The 19,372-nt window shown below is 66.1% G+C and carries 15 protein-coding genes and 1 other RNA gene; 13 read left to right on the top strand and 3 right to left on the bottom strand.

Translation table 11 applies throughout. The features are described from left to right. Positions 1-20: 20 nt before the first annotated feature. The 3 genes from QM467_RS09045 (at position 21) to metH (ending at position 5,764) form a co-directional block, all read left to right on the top strand. Positions 21-1,058 (top strand): ArsR/SmtB family transcription factor, encoded by a 1,038-nt coding sequence (locus tag QM467_RS09045; RefSeq protein ID WP_283365980.1) that lies wholly within the window; start codon positions 21-23, stop codon positions 1,056-1,058. A 7-nt stretch (positions 1,059-1,065) separates the two neighbouring features. Continuing rightward, positions 1,066-1,968, top strand: a complete 903-nt coding sequence (gene metF / locus QM467_RS09040; RefSeq protein WP_283365979.1) for a methylenetetrahydrofolate reductase [NAD(P)H] — start codon at positions 1,066-1,068, stop codon at positions 1,966-1,968. 76 nt (positions 1,969-2,044) lie between these two features. Beyond that, positions 2,045-5,764 (top strand): methionine synthase, encoded by a 3,720-nt coding sequence (metH, locus tag QM467_RS09035; RefSeq protein WP_283365978.1) that lies wholly within the window; start codon positions 2,045-2,047, stop codon positions 5,762-5,764. Between the two features lie 49 nt (positions 5,765-5,813). Here the strand turns inward: metH and QM467_RS09030 are convergent, their stop codons facing one another. Beyond that, the gene (locus QM467_RS09030) at positions 5,814-6,881 is read right to left on the bottom strand and encodes an HPP family protein (protein ID WP_283365977.1); all 1,068 of its coding nucleotides are present in this window, start codon (positions 6,879-6,881) and stop codon (positions 5,814-5,816) included. Between the two features lie 189 nt (positions 6,882-7,070). Between QM467_RS09030 and QM467_RS09025 the strand changes: the two genes are divergently transcribed. Together QM467_RS09025 and QM467_RS09020 are read left to right on the top strand one after the other, a co-directional pair. After that, the gene (locus QM467_RS09025; protein WP_283365976.1) at positions 7,071-7,922 is read left to right on the top strand and encodes an extensin-like domain-containing protein; all 852 of its coding nucleotides are present in this window, start codon (positions 7,071-7,073) and stop codon (positions 7,920-7,922) included. Positions 7,923-8,051: 129 nt separating this feature from the next. Further along, positions 8,052-8,360, top strand: coding sequence for a DUF2853 family protein (locus QM467_RS09020; RefSeq protein WP_283365975.1), 309 nt, complete (start codon positions 8,052-8,054; stop codon positions 8,358-8,360). Positions 8,361-8,363: 3 nt separating this feature from the next. On the opposite strand, the gene QM467_RS09015 is transcribed toward QM467_RS09020, so the two are convergent. Then, on the bottom strand, positions 8,364-9,116 hold the full coding sequence (locus QM467_RS09015; protein WP_283365974.1) for an N-acetylmuramoyl-L-alanine amidase: 753 nt from the start codon (positions 9,114-9,116) through the stop codon (positions 8,364-8,366). Between the two features lie 78 nt (positions 9,117-9,194). Next, positions 9,195-9,485, bottom strand: a complete 291-nt coding sequence (locus QM467_RS09010; protein ID WP_283365973.1) for a hypothetical protein — start codon at positions 9,483-9,485, stop codon at positions 9,195-9,197. Positions 9,486-9,731: 246 nt separating this feature from the next. Here QM467_RS09010 and rnpB point away from each other — a divergent pair. From rnpB to murD, 8 genes are all read left to right on the top strand, one after another. Then, positions 9,732-10,124, top strand: an RNA gene (gene rnpB, locus QM467_RS09005) — RNase P RNA component class A. Between the two features lie 380 nt (positions 10,125-10,504). Further along, complete coding sequence (gene rsmH / locus QM467_RS09000; protein WP_283365972.1) at positions 10,505-11,503, top strand: 16S rRNA (cytosine(1402)-N(4))-methyltransferase RsmH; 999 nt, start codon at positions 10,505-10,507, stop codon at positions 11,501-11,503. A gap of 1 nt (position 11,504) precedes the next feature. Next, complete coding sequence (ftsL, locus tag QM467_RS08995; protein WP_283365971.1) at positions 11,505-11,948, top strand: cell division protein FtsL; 444 nt, start codon at positions 11,505-11,507, stop codon at positions 11,946-11,948. Between the two features lie 3 nt (positions 11,949-11,951). Further along, the gene (locus tag QM467_RS08990) at positions 11,952-13,841 is read left to right on the top strand and encodes a peptidoglycan D,D-transpeptidase FtsI family protein (protein WP_283365970.1); all 1,890 of its coding nucleotides are present in this window, start codon (positions 11,952-11,954) and stop codon (positions 13,839-13,841) included. Next, on the top strand, positions 13,841-15,283 hold the full coding sequence (locus QM467_RS08985; RefSeq protein ID WP_283365969.1) for a UDP-N-acetylmuramoyl-L-alanyl-D-glutamate--2,6-diaminopimelate ligase: 1,443 nt from the start codon (positions 13,841-13,843) through the stop codon (positions 15,281-15,283). Before QM467_RS08990 ends, QM467_RS08985 begins: the two co-directional genes overlap by 1 nt. Then, the gene (locus QM467_RS08980) at positions 15,280-16,740 is read left to right on the top strand and encodes a UDP-N-acetylmuramoylalanyl-D-glutamyl-2,6-diaminopimelate--D-alanyl-D-alanine ligase (RefSeq protein ID WP_283365968.1); all 1,461 of its coding nucleotides are present in this window, start codon (positions 15,280-15,282) and stop codon (positions 16,738-16,740) included. Before QM467_RS08985 ends, QM467_RS08980 begins: the two co-directional genes overlap by 4 nt. Positions 16,741-16,742: 2 nt before the next feature. Next, positions 16,743-17,885 (top strand): phospho-N-acetylmuramoyl-pentapeptide-transferase, encoded by a 1,143-nt coding sequence (mraY, locus tag QM467_RS08975; RefSeq protein WP_283365967.1) that lies wholly within the window; start codon positions 16,743-16,745, stop codon positions 17,883-17,885. Continuing rightward, entirely contained in the window at positions 17,885-19,306 is a 1,422-nt protein-coding gene (murD, locus tag QM467_RS08970) for a UDP-N-acetylmuramoyl-L-alanine--D-glutamate ligase (protein WP_283365966.1), read from the top strand. The genes mraY and murD overlap by 1 nt, the downstream gene beginning before the upstream one ends. Positions 19,307-19,372: the final 66 nt, after the last annotated feature.

The raw sequence follows: 19,372 nt of genomic DNA, 5'->3' as shown, positions 1-19,372 counted from the left end.
TATATCCTTCTGGACCATAAATGACCGATCAGCCAGCAACCCTGCACGACGCACTGGCCAGCCTCGCCGCCATAGGCGAGGAATCGCGCCTGCGCCTCTATGTGCTTTTAGCGGAAGCCGAGCTTGCGGTCAGCGAATTGGTGACGATTTTGGGCCAATCGCAGCCGCGCGTGTCGCGGCATCTCAAACTTCTGTTAGAGGCCGGTCTGGTCGAGCGACGCCGCGAGGGCGCCTGGGCCTTCTTCCTTGCGCCGGAAAAGGGCGCCTCCGCCGCGCTGGCGCGGGCGATTCTGGCGCGGCTGGACCTCAATGACAAGGTGCTCGCAGCGGATCGCGCGCGCCTCGCCGAAGTGCGCGCGGCCCGCGCCGCGCAGGCGCAGAAATATTTCGCCGAACACGCGCCGGTTTGGGACGAGACCCGGCGTCTGCACGCGCCGGAGGCCGAGGTCGAGGCCGCGATTCTCGCCGCCGCTCTGGACGGCGCGCCGCGCTGGCGGCGGCTGCTGGACATTGGCTGCGGCGCGGGGCGCTGGCGGCGGCTGCTGGACATTGGCTGCGGCGCGGGGCGCATGCTGGAATTGCTTGCGCCACAGGCCGAGAGCGCGCTCGGCGTCGATCTTTCCGCCGCCATGCTCGGCGTGGCGCGGGCGCGCGTCGAACAGGCCGGGCTGCGCAATGTGCAATTGCGGCAGGGCGACATATACGCGCTGCCGGTGGAGCCGGGATCTGTCGATCTCGCCGTCGTGCATCAGGTCTTGCATTATCTCGACAATCCCGCCCGCGCCCTGCGCGAGGCCGCCCGCGCTCTGGCGCCGGGCGGAAGGCTGATCGTGGTCGATTTCGCGCCGCATCACTGCGAGATGCTGCGCGAAAAACATCAACACCGCCGCCTCGGCTTCTCCGCGGAAGAGGTCGCGGACCACTTGCGGCAGGCGGGGCTGGAGCCCCTGTCGCATCGCGACCTCGCGCCGGGCGATTCCGCTGGCGAGGACAAGCTCACCGTTTCCCTCTGGCTGGCGCGCGATCCGCGCCAAGCGATTCATCAAGCCGCCCACTGAGAGTTTCATGATGCAGGAGCAGAGGCTCAGCCGCCGCAATCACCGGCCGATCGACGTGTCGTTCGAATTCTTCCCGCCCAAGACGCCGGAAATGGAGACGGCGCTGTGGGAGGCGATCTCGCGCCTCGCCCCGCTGGGGCCGAAGTTCATCTCCGTGACCTATGGCGCCGGCGGCTCCACCCGCGAGCGCACCCATTCCACCGTCGCGCGAATCCTGCGCGAAACGGATATCAAGCCCGCGGCCCATCTCACCTGCGTCGGCGCGACGCGCGAGGAGGTCGACGAGGTCGCCCGCGCCTATTGGGACGTCGGCGTGCGCCATATTGTCGCCTTGCGCGGCGACCCGCAGGGCGGGCTTGGCGGCGCCTATGCGCCGACGGCAGGCGGCTACGCCCATTCGACCGATCTCGTGGCTGGCCTGCGCGCCATCGGCGATTTCGAAATCTCGGTCTCGGCCTATCCCGAAAAACATCCCGAGAGCGCGAGCTTCGAGCAGGACATCGACGTGCTGAAGCGCAAGATCGACGCCGGCGCGACCCGCGCGATCACGCAATTCTTCTTCGACAATGACCTCTATTTCCGCTTTCTTGACCGCGTGCGCGCGGCCGGGATCACAATTCCGATCGTGCCGGGCGTAACGGCGGTGCAAAATTTCAAGCAAACGGCGAATTTCGCCAGGCGCGCGGGGGCGAGCGTGCCGGACTGGCTGGGCGAGCGCTTCGAGGGGCTCGACAATGATTTGCCGACGCGGCGCCTGATCGCGGCGGCGGTGGCGGCGGAACAGGTGTTCGACCTGCTGGATCGCGGCGTCGAGCAGTTCCATTTCTATACGATGAACCGCGCCGATCTCGTCTATGCGGTTTGTCATCTGCTCGGCGTGCGCGCGGCGCCGGCGGAAGCGGCGACCTAGCTACGGCTCCTTCTCCCACAAGGGGAGAAGGAAAAGCTCGCGGGAAACTTGCGTCGGTATTCAAGAGGATGAACAGATGACCACGAAAAATCGCTTCGGCGGCAAGACGGCTCTTCAAGCCTTGACGGAAGCGGCGCGCGAAAGAATTCTCGTGCTCGACGGCGCCATGGGCACGATGATCCAGCAGCGCAAATTTTCCGAAGCCGATTTTCGCGGCGACCGTTTCGCCGATTGGCCGCGCGACCTTCGCGGCAACAATGATCTGCTGATCCTGACCCAGCCCGACGCCATTCGTGAAATCCATCTCGCCTATTTTCAGGCGGGCGCGGATATTGTCGAGACCAACACCTTCTCATGCACGACCATCGCCCAGGCCGATTACGGCATGGAATCGCTGGCGCGCGAGCTGAATGTCGCAGGCGCGCGGCTGGCGGTCGAAGCGGCGATCGAGGCCGAGAAGCGCGACGGCAAGACGCGATTCGTCGCGGGCGCGCTGGGGCCGACCAACCGCACCGCCTCGATCTCGCCGGACGTCTCCAATCCGGGCTTTCGCGCCGTGACCTTCGACGAACTGCGCGTGGCTTACAAGGAAACGGCGAGCGGGTTGATCGAGGGCGGAGCGGATATTCTCCTGCTCGAAACCATCTTCGATACGCTCAACGCCAAGGCGGCGCTGTTCGGCATCGACGAGGCCTTCGAGGAAACGGGGGTCACGCTGCCTGTGATGGTTTCCGGCACCATCACGGACCTCTCAGGCCGCACGCTCTCGGGCCAGACTCCCGCTGCGTTCTGGCATTCGCTGCGCCACGCAAAACCCTTTTCCATCGGCCTCAATTGCGCGCTCGGCGCGCGCGAAATGCGCGCCCATATCGCGGAGCTTTCGCGCATTGCCGATGCGTTCGTCTGCGCCTATCCCAACGCCGGACTGCCCAATGAATTCGGCCTCTATGACGAGAGCCCGGAGGCCATGGCCGATCTCGTCGGCGAATTTGCGGATTCGGGATTGGTCAATGTCGTCGGCGGCTGCTGCGGCACCACGCCGGCCCATATCCACGCCATCGCCAAGCGCGTCGTGGGCGTAAAGCCGCGCCCGATCCCCGTCATCGAGCCGCTGTTGCGGCTTTCCGGCCTTGAGCCTTTCACGCTGACGCGGGACCTCAATTTCGTGAATATCGGCGAGCGCGCCAATGTCACTGGCTCGGCGAAATTCCGCAAGCTCATTCAGGCCGGCGATTACGCCGCCGCGCTCGACATCGCGCGCGACCAGGTCGCCAATGGCGCGCAGATCATCGACGTCAACATGGACGAGGGCCTGCTGGATTCGCAGAAGGTCATGGTCGAGTTCCTCAATCTCGTCGCCGCCGAGCCGGATATCGCGCGCGTCCCGGTCATGGTCGATTCCTCGAAATTCGAGGTGATCGAAGCGGGCCTGAAATGCCTGCAAGGCAAGGCCGCCGTGAACTCGATCTCGATGAAGGAGGGCGAGGAAAAATTCATCGAACAAGCGAAGATCGTGCGCCGCCACGGCGCTGCCGCCGTAGTCATGGCCTTCGATGAAAAAGGCCAGGCGGACACCTTCGCCCGCAAGGTCGAAATCTGCGCGCGGGCCTACAAGATCCTGACCGAGAAAGTCGGCTTCCCGCCCGAGGACCTCATCTTCGACCCCAATGTCTTCGCGGTCGCGACGGGCATAGAGGAGCACAATCATTACGGCGTCGATTTCATCGAGGCGGCGCGCGAAATCCGCGAAAAACTGCCGCACGCCCATGTCTCCGGCGGGGTGAGCAATCTCTCCTTCTCGTTCCGCGGCAATGAGCCGGTGCGCGAGGCGATGCACAGCGTGTTCCTCTATCACGCCATCGCCGTTGGCATGGATATGGGGATCGTCAACGCCGGCCAGCTCGCGGTCTATGAGAAGATCGACCCGGAATTGCGCGAGGCCTGCGAGGATGTGGTGCTCGACCGCCGTCCCGACGCCACCGAGCGGCTGCTCACGCTCGCCGAGCAATATCGCGGCAAGGCGGGAGAGATTCGCGAGAAGGACGCCGCCTGGCGCGAGGCGGGCGTCGAGGCGCGGCTCGAATATGCGCTCGTCAATGGCGTGACCGATTTCATCGAGGCTGACGTCGAGGAGGCGCGAAGCCGTTCGACCCGCGCGCTCGACGTCATTGAAGGCCCGCTGATGGCCGGTATGAACAAGGTCGGCGACTTGTTCGGCGCAGGCAAGATGTTCCTGCCGCAGGTGGTGAAATCGGCGCGCGTGATGAAGGCGGCGGTGGCCTATCTGCTGCCCTTTATCGAGGCCGGCAAGGCCGAGGGCGACGAGCGCAAGAACGCCGGAAAGATCCTGCTCGCCACGGTCAAGGGCGACGTGCACGACATTGGCAAGAACATCGTCGGCGTCGTGCTCGCCTGCAATAATTTCGAGATCGTCGATCTCGGCGTGATGGTTCCGGCGCAGCGTATTCTCGACGAGGCGAAAGCGAGACAAGTCGATATCATCGGCCTCTCCGGCCTCATCACGCCCTCGCTCGACGAGATGGCTTTTCTGGCGTCCGAGATGCAGCGCGAGGGCTTCAACGTTCCGCTGCTGATCGGCGGCGCCACCACCAGCCGCGTTCATACGGCGGTGAAGATCGCGCCCAATTATGTGAAGGGCCAGGCGGTCTATGTCACGGACGCCAGCCGCGCGGTCGGCGTGGCGCAATCGCTGCTCGGGGCGGAGAAGGACAAATACCAGCAGGATTTGCGCGCCGAATATCAGCGCGTCGCCGAGGCGCACGCCAAGGCGGAAAGCGAGAAACGGCGCGTGCCGCTGGCCCGCGCGCGCGCCAATGCGTTCAAGATCGACTGGGAAGCCTATGCGCCGCCCAAGCCGAACTTCACCGGAATCCGCATCCTGTCCTCGCTCGATGTGGCGGAGCTGATCCCCTATATCGACTGGACGCCTTTCTTCCAGACCTGGGAATTGAAGGGGCGCTTCCCGAAGATTCTTGACGACGAGAAGCAGGGCGAAGTCGCGCGACAGCTGTTCGAAGATGCGCAGAAAATGCTCAAGCGCATCGTCGATGAACGCTGGTTCAATCCGAAGGCGGTGCTGGGCTTCTGGCCGGCCAACGCCATCGGCGACGATATCGCGCTCTACACCGGCGAGTCGCGGCAGGAGAAGCTGGCGACGCTGCACACCCTGCGCCAGCAGCTCGCCCGCCACGACGGCAAGGCCAATGTCGCTCTGGCCGATTTCGTCGCGCCGCAGGAGAGCGGCAAGGCGGATTATGTCGGCGCCTTTGTCGTGACCGCCGGTCCGGAGGAGGGCAAGATCGCCGACAAGCTCGCCCGCGCCAACGATGATTACGGCTCGATCATGGTCAAGGCCCTGGCCGACCGCATCGCCGAAGCCTTCGCCGAATATCTGCATGAGCGCGTGCGCAAGGAGTTCTGGGCCTATGCGCCGGACGAGGCCTTGAGCGCGGAGTCGCGGATTGCGGAAGATTATCGCGGCATCCGCCCGGCGCCGGGCTATCCGGCCCAGCCCGACCATACCGAGAAGCAGACCATTTTCGATCTGCTCGCGGCGTCGCGGCGCATCGGCGTTTCGCTGACCGAGAGCTGCGCCATGCTGCCGGGCTCCTCGGTCAGCGGTCTCTATCTCGCCAATCCGCTGGCGCATTACTTCGGCGTGGCCAAGGTCGAACGGGATCAGGTCGAAGACTATGCCGCGCGCAAAAACATGAGCGTGGCGGAGGTTGAGCGCTGGCTTGCCCCGGTGCTGAACTATACGCCCATGGGCGCCTGACGGCCGGGGGCGCGACAAGCGCCCCCGTCATGCCTCGCCCGAAGCGCCGTCACCCGGCCGCCTGTCTCGCCAGGGCGACGAGCAGATCGGTCTGGGTGAGCAGGCCAATGACACGGCGCCCGTCGTCCACCACCACGAATTCATGCGCACGTCCGTCAGACAGTTGCGCGACAAAATTCAAGGCGGGGCGATCCGCCTTGGCGACCAGCGCCGGCTTGGCGACGGCGGAGACAAAGACGTCGTCGCCGATCAGGTCGTTCGCCGTCACCATCCCCGCCAGCACGCCGAACCGATCGATCACGGGCAGACGGCGCAGGCGTCGCTCCCGCATGAGTTTGCGCGCCTCTGCGGTCGTCGCGTCGAGGTCGATGCTGATCACATCCTTCGACATGATATCGCCGCAGGCGAGCGGCCCTGTCACACGCTGGAAGACGCGCAATTCCACCTGCTGCACCAGTCGTTCAAGATCATCGCGGTCGATGTCGAAGGCTTCGTGCAAATCCGCCAGAACCGCATCGACATCTTCGGCGCGAACGCCGCCGCGCGTCTGGGGCGGCTCATCCTGCGTCCCGTGCAAACGGCGTGACGGCGCCGCTGCGACATGCGGATAGGAGTGTCGGGTGAACCGATGGAAAATCCAGCCAAGGCCGACCAGAATGAGCGAGTTGGCGCCGACCGGATTGAAAGCATAGAAAAAGTTCGCGCCATGGCTCTGATGCGTCGCCATCACGGTCATCAGGGCCACGGCGCCGCCGGGCGGATGCAGGCAGCGGGTCAGCGACATCACCAGGATGGCGAGGCCGACCGCGACGCCGGTCGCCAAAATCGGATCGCCGACGGATTGGCCGACGGCGACCCCGACCAGCCCGGAAAGGACATTGCCGCCAACGATCGACCAGGGTTGCGCCAGAGGACTGGACGGCACCGCGAACAGCAGCACCGACGAGGCGCCCACCGGCGCGACGATCAAGGGCATCATGCCGGCTTCTGGAATCGCCCGGCTGGAAATGTAGCCCGTGAGCCCAATCCCGAGCAGCGCGCCCAAACCGGCGAAGGCTCTATCAAGCGCCGTAGCGCCCGCGAGCGCCGGCGCCCATTGGCGTTTGCCTTGCGCCATATTTTCCTCGGCGGCTTGCTGATCGAACTGATCATGAATCGGAATGCTTATTTTATAGGCATACTGACGGATGCCGGCAAGTCCGACTCGCTAAGCGCGCAATTCGATGCGCGGTCTGAAACCGATCCGCCGCAGGAATCGTTTTGTTGGGGGCGCGGAGCGCAGGTCTCGGCTTCGACGGGAGAAAATATGCGCGCAAGGGTCAAACGACGCGTCTGGACCGGCGCCTCCGCGCTGATGCTTGCCGCTTCTGCGACGGCGGAAATTCCCACGCCGCCGCCCCGTCCGGACGACATGCCGTCGCCAGTGGTCGAGACGCCCTTGCCGCCGCCCCGTCCGGACGAATTGCAGCCGCCATCTTCCGAGGCTTCTCCGGCTCCGGCGTTTCCGCCGTCGCGTCCGCAAGACCTGCCGCCGCCGCAGGCCGGTTCTCCGCCGGCTGAGCCGCCAATCGCGGCGTCTCCGCCGCTGAATGAGCGGCCGGAAGATCCTGCGGCTTGCGACGCGCTGCTGGCGGGCGGGACGGTCGCCGCGACACGGATCGCGCCGATCTCGGACCAGAACGGCTGCGGCGTTTCGGCGCCGGTTTCGCTGGAGGCGGTGATCCTCGCCGACAAGCGCCGCGTCGATATCGAGCCGCATCCTGTCCTGCGTTGCGACCTCGCGGCGGAAGCGTCGCGCTGGATCGCGCAGGATGTGATCCCCGCCATCGAGGATGGCAAGAGTCGCGTCGCTCGCATCTCCGGCGTCGGCGGCTATGAATGCCGCGCGCGCAACCGGGAGCCGGGCGGTCACCTGTCCGAACATGCGCGCGGCGACGCCATGGACGTCACGACGATCGTCTTCGCCGATGGCCATGTCTTCACGCTGGCGAGCCGGTCCAATGACCTGACGGCGGCAAAAAGCCTGCGCGACTCCGCCTGCGCCCGCTTTTCGACGGTGCTGGGTCCGGGTGCCGACGCCGCGCACGAAAGCCATGTTCACGTCGATCTCGAACCGCGGCGCAATGGCGGCAAAATCTGCCAATGGGATCTGCGCTGAGTCCTGCTGCGGGCGTTGCGTCCGGCGCCCAAAAAGGCGCTTGCGCGCCCCGCGCTGCTGCGGTTTGCTGGGACGGCGCCGTTGGACCGGATGGCGTCGAGGTCATCGGGACCCGTGCGGGAGGAAAAAATGGACCACGCTGCCGAAGTGAAGAAATACGCCCCCAACGCCGATCAGGCCAAGGTAGATTCCCTTTTGAAATATTTGAGCATTGCTTTGCGCAATCCCGATTCGGCGCTGGTCGCCTCGTCGGACCCGGATGAATTGAAGACCGTGCACAACAACTGGGCCAAGAAGAAGCTGGGCGTGACCGACGACGCCGCCATCGACGCCGCGATCAAGACGGTCGTGGAGAAAATGAAGGGCAATAATCACAAATCGCGGGCGGCGTTCTACTATCTGGTCGCCGAAGCGCTGGGCAAGCTGGACGCTGTCTGAGCGTCAGATTGCCGCAGGCAGGGCGTCGAGCAGGGCCTTGAGGGTCTGCAGCGTCGAAAGATCAGCGATTCCGTCGACGCGTTCCGGGCGAAAATGGCGCTGGAAAGCGGCGACGGCGGCGCGCGTGGCGTCGTCGTAAACTCCGCTCGCCGGCGCGTCATAGCCATAGGCGGCGAGCATTTTCTGCAAGGCGCCGACGGGCGGCCCAATCGCGCCCGGCTCATAGGCCGGGCCGGGCCGGATCGGCGCCGGCGCGACCCAATGGCCGACGCCCGCCTCATGCAGCCGGGGCCAGGGAAAAAACTCGCCGGGGTCTTTCTTGCGCGCCGGCGCAATGTCGGAATGGGCGAGAATGCGTTCCGGCCTGATCTTCAGCCGCCGCGAAATGTCCTGGCACAAGGCGATGACGGCGGCGACCTGCGCCTCCGGATAGGGCGGCGAGCCGCCAATATGGCCGGGATGAACGATCTCGACGCCAATCGAGCGCGAATTCAGGTCGGTCTCGCCGGCCCAGTAGCTCATGCCGGCATGCCAGGCGCGCCGCGATTCCGGCGCGAGCTGCCAGATGCGCCCGTCCTCCCAGACCAGATAATGGCAGGAAACCTGCGCCTCGGGGCTGCATAGCAGGTCGAGGGCCGCCTCGCCGGTCGCAACGCCGGTATAATGCAGGATGAGCGCGTCGGTGGGGCCGCGCAGGCGCTCGCCGTGATTGGGCGAGGGCTGGCAATGGGTGGCGAGCGGGCTGTCGGGGCGCATGAGGCTCTGAATCAGGGGCGTCGGAATCGAAAAGGCGGCCCGCACGGGCCGCCTTGAAGGCAAATTGCTCGGGTGGGATTAATACCACGCCACGCAATGACGGCCGCCGTAGGGATCGACCTCGAATTCGGCGCAGCGGCGGCGCGGCGGAGGCGGCGCAGTGTTCGCGCCGATGATGCCGCCCGCGGCGGCGCCCAAGATGCCGCCGGCGACCGCGCCGCCGGCGGTGCCCGAAGCAAGGCCGCCAATGGCCGCGCCGGTTGCGCCGCCAAGAGCCGCGCCGCCGATCGCCCGATCTTGCGGCGTATAACAGCCGGAAAGGCCGAGGCAAGCCGCGAACGCGACCGTCGCCAGAATGGTCTTCTTCATCGAAAATCCTCCGATCCGCCCGGAGCGCTGGCTTCCGGACCCTAATGCTCAGACTGCGGGCCAGAACGGCGCACGGCTTTCCAGCGCCAACGTCGTTCGGAACAGGCGCGAAGCACCAATATCAGGTCGGCTTGGCCGTTCAAGGGCAAAAATACTCTATCCCCCGAAGCCTGTCCGGGCCGTGTCTGGCCGTAGGGATTGTCGAAAAGGCTTGACGCGCGGCCCCCTGCTGTTATGCGAGAGCGGCCAGTCGGCTGGATGGCCGCTGTCCTTCGGGATAGAGGAAAGTCCGGGCTCCACGGAGAAACGGCGCCGGATAACGTCCGGCGGGGGCGACCCCAGGGAAAGCGCCACAGAAAGTAAACCGCCTCCGCCAAGGGAATTTCTCTTCCGGAGGTAAGGGTGAAAGGGTGCGGTAAGAGCGCACCGCGCGGGCGGCAACGTCAGCGGCATGGCAAGCCCCGCCGGGAGCAAAACCGAATAGGGACGACAGGGCGAGGTCCACCGATCTTGTCCACCCTCTCCGGGGCGTCGTCCGGGTTGGTTGCACGAGACGGCCGGCAACGGCCGTCCCAGATGAATGGCCATCGCGCGCCGCAAGGCGCCATACAGAACCCGGCTTACAGGCCGACTGGCTCTTTACCTTGATTTCGGTGGGCTTGGATTTTGGTGGGCTTGGCGGGGATTTCGGCCCGCATGGCGGGCGCCGCCCGGCGGCGATCGCCGCAGCGTCAACAAGTTCTTAACGCTAACGATGCTTTAATGAACGGCAATGCATTTTCCCGAAGGCCATTGCTTCCGCGTTGACGCCCCAGATGCCGCATGTTAGCCGAAATCACACCCCAAGCGGCGCTTCGCCGGCGCCGTTCGGCGGAGGCCGGAGCCTTGGCCATCGCGTGGGCGCGACCGGCGGCGCGCGTCGAAATGCGCCGATTGCGCCGAAAAATCATCAGCCAGGCCGAGATTTTGACCCTTATCTCTTCCGCGCCAGCGGCCACCCTGTTTGCGCGAGGCTGCATATGACTGGAAGACAGCCCGACCCGAAGGCCGATTCGCCCCATCTGCCCGTGATGGCGGAGGAGGCGCTCGCCGCGCTCGCCGTCGCCCCCGGCGGCCTTTATCTCGACGGCACCTTTGGGGCCGGCGGCTACACGCGCCTCATTCTGGCGAAGGGCGGACGCGTTCTGGCGCTCGACCGCGATCCGAGCGCCATCGCGGCCGGCGCGGAGCTGGTCGCCGGGAGCGACGGACGGCTGGTTCTGGCCCAGACCCGATTTTCCCTGATGGAGACTGCGGCGCGCGAACGGGGCTTTACCTCCGAGGGAGACTGCGGCCCTTTCGACGGAATTGTGCTCGACATCGGCGTGTCTTCCATGCAGCTCGACCAGCCGGAACGCGGCTTTTCCTTCCGTTTCGACGGCCCGCTCGACATGCGCATGGAAAAGGCGGGCCGTAGCGCCGCCGATCTCGTCAACGAGCTGGAGGCGGAGCCTCTCGCCAATCTGCTCTATCTCTATGGCGAGGAACGCGCCTCGCGCCGGATCGCCCGCGCCATCGTCGCCGAGCGCGCCAGGGGGCCGATCACGACCACGGCGGCGCTGGCGCAGATTATCGCCCGCGCCAATCCAGGCAAGCCGCAGGACATTCATCCGGCGACCCGCTCCTTTCAAGCGCTGCGAATCGCCGTCAATGAAGAGCTGGACGAATTGACCCGAGCGCTGGAAGCGGCCGAGCGTCTGCTTCGGCCGGGCGGCCATCTCGCGGTGGTCACATTCCATTCGCTCGAAGACCGCATTGTGAAGCAATTCTTCGCATCGCGCTCCGGGCGCGGGCGCGCGGCTTCGCGGCTGCTGCCGGGAGAGACGCCGCCGCCAACGCCGACATTCATCCTGAAGGCCGGGCAGCCGGTCGCCCCGTCTCACGCCGAATGCGCGCGCAACCCGCGCGCCCGCTCCGCGAAACTACGCTGGGCCGAGCGCACGGACGCGCCGCCCACGCCGCACAAGGAGGGCCGCTGACATGTTGCGCATCCTCAACGTCCTCGCGATCATCGTGCTGGTCGGCTCGGCCGTTTACGCCTATTCGATCAAATATGCGACGCTCTATCAGGCCGAGAAAATGGCCGAGCTGAAACGCAAGCTGGCGTCGGAAACCAACTCCCTCGCCACGGTCCGCGCCGAATGGGCTCAGGTCGCCAACCCCGTGCGCGTCGAGGTCCTGGCCGATCAATATCTCGGCGGACAGGTGATGCAATTGTCGCAGATCGCGACGCTCGCCAGCCTGCCGGACAAGGCGTCGCGCGGCGACGAGATCGGCGCGAAACTTCAGGATCTCGGCCTCTCCGAGCCGACCAATACGCCCGGCGCCGCCGCGCCCTCCGCGACGCCCTCCGCCAAACCGTCCGCGACCAGGCCCGGCGCGTCAAGGCCGGCGGCCGTCGCCGGCGCCAAGCCGGGAAGGTGAGCCATGAACGCCGCTTCCGCGCAAATCTATTCCGCTCCCGAACCGGCGCCTGAAATGCATCCGGCGGAGCCAATGACGCCCGAATACGCGCAGCCGGCGGCGGCTGGGATCCCGCCCGCGCCTGCGCCGGCTCCCGCGCCGAAGAAGCCGCGCCGCCCGTTCGAACTGAAAAAGACCCTGCGCGACATCTTCTCGACCCATCCGTCGAAAAGCAGCAGCCGGATCCGCATCACCGCCGTCGCCTTTGGCGCGCTCTTTCTGGTCTTCGTCGGCCGTCTCGCCTATTTCGGCGCCAAGCCCGAGCAGCATTCGATCCGGCGCGAAGCGTCGGAGGCGATCTCCGCCGCGCGGCCGGAACTGGTCGACCGCAATGGCGAAGTGCTGGCGACCGACATCAAGGTCATGTCGGTCTTCGCCGAGCCGCGCAACATCATCGACAAGGACGAGGCGACGGAGCTGATCACGGCGGTGCTGCCTGACGTCAACGCCAGCGAATTGCGCGCCAAGCTCGGCTCGCGCAAGGGCTTCATCTGGATCAAGCGCGGCGTGACTCCGCAGCAGCAGCAGGAAATTTTCCGACTCGGCCTGCCGGGCGTGGGCTTCGTGCCCGAGAACAAGCGCGTCTATCCCAACGGCCCGCTCGGCGCCCACGTGCTCGGCTTCACCAATTCCGACAATAACGGCATCGCGGGCATCGAGAAATATCTCGACGGGCAGGGCCTGTCCGATCTGCACGACGCCGGCTTCAACCTCGCGCCAGAAAATCTGAAGCCGATCGCGCTGTCGCTCGACATGCGCGCCACCCATGCGCTGCGCGACGAACTGGTTCACGGCATGGAGCGTTTCCAGGCCAAGGCCGCCGCCGCCGCGATCATCGAAGTGAACACCGGCGAAGTCATCGCGGAGGCCTCGCTGCCGGACTATGACCCCAACAATCCCACGGACGCGCTCAAGCCCAACAACATCAACCGCCTGACGGTCGGCGTCTATGAAATGGGCTCGACCTTCAAGGCGCTGACCATCGCCATGGCGCTCGACTCGGGCAAGGTCAATCTCAATTCGCGGATCGACGCGCGCGGCGCCCTGCGCGCCGGGCACAGCTTCATTCACGATTACCATCCCGAAAACCGCGCCCTTTCGGTGCCCGAGGTCTTCACCTATTCCTCGAATGTCGGCACGGCGCGCATGGCGCTGATGGTTGGCGTGAACGGCCATAAGGCCTTTCTGCACAAGATGGGCCAGACGGACCGCATGCGCACCGAACTGGCGGAAAGCGCCGAGCCGATCGTGCCGCGCAACTGGAGCGAGGTCTCGACCATGACCATCGCCTTCGGCCATGGTCTGGCGGTCGCGCCGCTGCAGGCGATGATGGCTGTGGCCGCCCTCGTCAATGGCGGCTATCTCATCACGCCGACCTTCCTGAAGCGCCCGGCGGATTTCGACAAGGAGAGCGCGCCGCGCGTGATCCGCCCTGAAACCAGCGAGGCGCTGCGCTACATCATGCGTCTCAACGCCGAAATCGGCACCGCCAAGAAGGCCAATGTTCCGGGCTATTTCGTCGGCGGCAAGACCGGCACGGCGGAAAAAGTGATCGGCGGCCATTACAGCAAGACCAAGCTGTTCACGACCTTCATGGCGCTCGTGCCGTCCGACAAGCCGCGCTATCTGCTGATGACCGTGATGGATGAGCCGCAGGGCCTCGCCCAGGACGGCCATTACGCCACGGCGGCCTATAATTCCGGATATATCACTGGCCGTCTCATCGAGCGCGTCATCCCGCTGCTCGGGCTGGAGCCGCGCCTCGACCTGCCGACCCAGCCGTTCCCGCTGCTGGCGAAGCTCGGCTATGGCTTCGCCAACACGCCCGCCCGCCCCAGCGCCGGAGATCATTGATGCGGCTCGACGCGCTTGTGCCCGAAGCGCCCGCGGCGCTCGCCGCGCTCGATGTTTCGGGCGTGACCGCCGACAGCCGCGCGGTCGCGCCGGGCGCGCTGTTTTTCGCTATCGCCGGAGCCAGGGCCGACGGGATGCGCTTCGCGCCGCAGGCCCTCGCCGCCGGCGCCGTCGCCATCGTCGGCGAGACACCGCCGCAAGGCGAACTGGCGGGCGCCCCCTTTGTGCAGGTGCGCGACGTGCGCAAGAGCCTGTCGCTCGCCGCCGCCGCGCTTTATCCGCGCCAGCCGGAAACCGTCGTCGCCGTCACCGGCACCTCGGGCAAGACCTCGGTCGCGGATTTCACCCGGCAGATTTTCGCCTTTTGCGGGCTGGCCGCCGCCTCGCTCGGCACCATCGGCGTGGTCAAGCCCTCGGGCGCCGTCTATGGTTCGCTGACGACGCCGGACCCCGTGACCTTGCACAAGACCCTCGACGCTCTGGCGGGCGAGGGCGTCACCCATCTCGCGATGGAGGCGTCTTCGCATGGCCTCGACCAGCGCCGCCTGGACGGCGTGCGCCTGACGGCGGGCGGCTTCACCAATCTCTCGCGCGACCATCTCGATTATCATTCCGATCTCGACGATTATCTCGCGGCCAAGCTGCGCCTGTTCAACGATCTGCTCCAGCCGGGGCAGACGGCGGTGATCGCCGCCGATGGCGATTTTTCCGCCCGCGTCATTGAAGCTTGCCGCGCCCGTGGCCTCAAGTTGTTCACCGTCGGCGCGCAGAGCGAGGCGCTGCGGCTGAAGAACTCCCGCGCGGAGGGTTATTCACTGCGGCTCGATCTGGAATTTGAGGGCAGGGACATTGCGGTGAACCTGCCGCTCGCCGGCCTGTTCCAGGCGGAAAATGCGCTGGTCGCGGCGGGCCTCGCGCTCGCGGCGGGCGCGCCGCCCGAAAAAGTCTTTGCGGCGCTCGAATCCCTGCGCGGCGCGCCGGGACGTCTGGAGCGCGTCGGCGATAAAAAGGGCGCGCCGGTCTTCGTCGATTACGCCCACAAGCCGGATGCGCTGGAAAAGGCGCTCGTCGCCTTGCGGCCTTTCGCCAGGGGGCGGCTGATCGTCGTGTTCGGCTGCGGTGGCGACCGCGACGCGGGCAAGCGCCCGATCATGGGCGAGATTGCGACGCGCTGCGCCGATGTCGTCCTCGTCACCGACGACAATCCGCGCAGCGAGGATCCGGCGTCGATCCGCGCGCAGATACTCGCCGCCGCGCCCGGCGCCATCGAGATCGGCGACCGCGCCGAAGCCATTCGCGCCGGCGTCAAGATGCTGGGCGAGGGCGATCTGCTGCTGATCGCGGGCAAGGGTCATGAGACCGGCCAGCTCGTCGGCCAGACGGTGCTGCCCTTCTCCGATCATGACGAAGCGCGCGCCGCGCTCAGGGAGCTGGGGGCATGAGCGATTCTCTGCGGAGCGGCAACCTTTGGAGTGGACTCGGTCTCGTCGCCCCCCTGCGCGCCCGCGTCCTCGGCCTGCCGCCGGAGGGCGTCGGCGGCATTTCCATCGACACCCGCACCTTGCAGCCGGGCGACCTGTTCTTCGCTATCAAGGGCGACAACAGCGACGGCCATGATTACGTCGGCGCGGCCTTCGCGCGCGGCGCGGCGGCGGCGGTGGTGGACGAGGCCCATTGCGACGCGCTGAAACATCTCGGGACGCTCTATATCGTCCATGACGTTCTGAAGGCGATGGAAGGTTTGGGGCGCGCCGCGCGCAAGCGCAGCAAGGCCCGGATCATCGCGGTCACCGGCTCGGTCGGCAAGACCTCGACCAAGGAGGCCCTGCGCAAGGTGCTCTCGGACGCCGGGCCGACCCACGCTTCGGACAAGTCCTACAATAATCATTGGGGCGTGCCGCTGATGCTCGCCCGTCTGCCGGAAGACGCGCGCTACGCCGTCTTCGAGATCGGCATGAACCATCCCGGCGAGATCACGGCGCTGGTCGACATGGTGCGCCCGCATGTCGCCGTGGTGACGAATGTCGCGCCGGTCCATCTTGAACATTTCGCCAATGTCGAGGCGATCGCGCAGGCCAAGGCGGAGATTTTCCCCGGCCTCGTCAAGGGCGGCGTCGCCATCGTCAATCGCGATATCGAGACCTTCCCCATTCTGGAAGAAGCGGCCAAGGCCTCGCCCGCCGCCTATGTCCTGACTTTCGGCGCGGATAGCGCGGCGGACGCGCATCTCGCCCGGTTCGACGCCGAAGAGACTTTTTCGCGCGTGTCGGCGCGTGTGCTGGGCCAGGACGTGACTTTCCGGCTCGGCGCGCCGGGCCGCCACATGGCGATCAACGCCCTCGCCGTGCTGCTGGCCGCCCGGGCCGTCGGGCTCGATTTCACCGCCATCGCGGCCTCGCTGGCCGATGTCGCGCCGGCGCAGGGACGCGGCGCGCGCGAGACGCTCCAGCTCGAGCGCGACGATTCCGAAAGCCGTTTCGTGCTGATCGACGAAAGCTACAACGCCAATCCGGCTTCGATGCGCGCCGCGATCGACCTTCTGGGCGCGGCGAAGCCTTCGGGCGAGGGCCGCCGCATCGCCGTGCTCGGCGACATGCTGGAGCTGGGGCCGGGCGGGCCGGAGCTTCACGAGGCGCTGAAGGACGATCTGCTGCGCAATGAGGTCGATCTGACCTTCGCCGCCGGACCGCTCTCCCGTCATCTTTTCGACGCGCTTCCGTCCGAGAAGCGCGGCGCCTGGGCTGAAAGCGCGGGTGCGCTGGAGCCTCAGGTGGCCGAGGCCCTGCGCCCGGGCGACATCGTGATGGTCAAGGCCTCCAACGGCTCGAAATTGCACGCGCTCGCCGCCGGCCTCAAGGCGCGTTTCGCCGCGCCTGAACTGCAGAAGATCGAGGACTGAAAATGCTTACCTGGCTCGCGGAATTTTCGCATTACCTCAGTCTTCTCAATGTTTTTCGCTACATCACCTTCCGCGCCGCCGGCGCCTCGGCGACCGCCTTGGCTTTCGTCTTCTTCTTCGGTCCCGCGATCATCGCGTCTTTGCGCCTGAAACAGGGCAAGGGCCAGCCGATCCGCACCGACGGACCGCAGTCGCATCTGGCGAAAAAGGGCACGCCGACCATGGGCGGCCTGATGATTCTTTCGGGTCTCGTCGTCTCGACCGTGCTCTGGGCCAATCCCAAGAGCGCCTATGTCTGGATCACGCTTTTCGTGACGCTCGGCTTTGGCGCGATCGGCTTCTATGACGATTATCTCAAGGTCACCAAGCAGAGCCACAAGGGCTTTTCCGGCCGTTCGCGCCTCGCGGGCGAAGCCGGAATCGCCATGCTTGCCGCCTATTTCATGATGTGCGCATCGGCCTCCGGGCCGGTGGCGTCGATCGGCGATTTTTTCCACGCCTTCATCTCGCCCTTTACCGCCGCCTCGCCGGCGACCAAGCTGGCGGCGCCCTTCGTCCATGGCTGGATCGTCGATCTCGCCTGGCTGTTCCTGCCCTTCGCGGCATTCGTCATCGTCGGCTCAGGCAATGCGGTCAATCTCACCGACGGCCTCGACGGCTTGGCGATCGTGCCTGTGATGATCGCCTCCGCGACCTTCGGGATCATCGCCTATCTCGCCGGCAACGACATTTTCGCCCATTATCTCGGCATCAATTACGTGCCGGGCGCCGGCGAACTGACGGTCATGTGCGGCGCGGTCATTGGCGCGGGCCTCGGCTTCCTGTGGTTCAACGCGCCCCCGGCGCAGATCTTCATGGGCGACACAGGTTCTTTGGCTCTTGGAGGCATGCTGGGGTCCATCGCCGTGGCGGTGAAGCACGAGATCGTGCTGGCCATTGTGGGCGGCCTGTTCGTGATGGAGGCCTTCTCCGTCATCGTGCAGGTGGCGTCCTTCAAGATGACCGGCAAGCGCGTGTTCAAGATGGCGCCGATCCATCATCACTTCGAGCAATTGGGCTGGTCCGAACCGCAGGTCGTGGTGCGCTTCTGGATCATCGCTTTCGTTCTGGCCTTGCTGGGCCTCACCACGTTGAAGGTGCGCTGATGATTCCGATCACCTCCCTCGCCGGGCAATCGATCGCTCTGTTCGGCCTCGGCGGCTCCGGCCTCTCCACCGCCAAGGCGCTCGCCGCGGGCGGCGCTTTGGTCAACGCCTGGGACGATTCGCCCGCCGCGCGCGACAAGGCGGCGGCAGAGGGAATCTATCTGTTTGACCTGCGCGACGCCGACTGGTCCGGCTTTGCGGCCTTGGTGCTGGCGCCGGGCGCCCCGCTGACCCATCCGTCCCCGCATTGGAGCGCCGAGAAAGCCAATGAGGCGGGCGTCCCGATCGTCGGCGACATCGAATTGTTCTGCCGCGAGCGCGCGATGGTCGCGCCGGGCGCGCCGCTGGTCGCCATCACCGGCACCAATGGCAAGAGCACGACAACGGCGCTCATCGCCCATATCCTGCGCGAGGCCGGCTTCGACGTGCAGCTTGGCGGAAATATCGGCGTGCCGATCCTCGATCTGGAGCCGCCTGCGCCCGACCGCATCCATGTAATCGAATGTTCGAGCTTCCAGATCGATCTCGCGCCTTCGCTCGATCCGAGCGTCGGCCTCTTGCTCAATCTGACGCCGGACCATCTCGACCGCCACGGCTCGATGGAGAATTACGCCGGCATCAAACAGCGACTGGTCGAGGGCTCGGAATTCGCCATCGTCGGGCGCGACGACGATTGGTGCGAAGCGATCTTCCAATATCTGAAGCGCGCGTCGCATTCCGTCGTCGGCATCGCCAACAGCCGTCCGAATGCGCTCGCCAGCATCTGCTTCGAGGCCGGCCGCCTGCGCCGCGCATTCGCTCTGCCCGCGCTCAAGACGCTGGAAGAGAACCTGTTCGACCTCGCCCGCGCCCCGGCCTTGCGCGGCGCCCATAACGGCCAGAACGCGGCCGCCGCTTTCGCCGCCTGCGAGCGCCTCGGACTGGCGCATGACGAAATCGGCCTCGGCATGCGCTCCTTCCCCGGCCTCGCCCACCGCATGGAGCAGATCGGGCGCAAGGGCGCCGTTCTCTTCGTCAACGACAGCAAGGCGACCAATGCCGACGCCGCCGAAAAGGCGCTGCAAAGCTTCGACGACATTTTCTGGATCATCGGCGGCAAGGCCAAGGCGGGCGGCATCGAGCCGCTGCGGCCTTTGTTCGGCAAGGTCCGCAAGGCCTATCTGATCGGCGAGGCGGCGCCGGATTTCGCCGCCACGCTGGAAGGAGCCGTTCCTTACGAACAATGCGGGACGCTCGAAGTCGCCACGGCGGCGGCGGCGCGCGACGCCGCCGGGAGCGGCGCGGCGGAGGCGGTCGTGCTGCTGTCGCCGGCCTGCGCGTCCTATGACCAGTTCGCCAATTTCGAGAAGCGCGGCGACGCCTTCCGCGAACAGGTTCAAGCTTTGCTGGGTGAGAATGGCGCGCAGGGCGCGTTGTTTTGAGCGTTCATTTTGAGTCTTCGCCGCGTGATCTGAACAGGGCGGATTTCCGCCGCCAAAAAGGAGGTT

It is taken from the genome of Rhodoblastus sp. 17X3 (assembly GCF_030056575.1).
Lineage (GTDB): Bacteria > Pseudomonadota > Alphaproteobacteria > Rhizobiales > Beijerinckiaceae > Rhodoblastus.
This window is presented reverse-complemented; position numbering and strand designations above follow the sequence as displayed.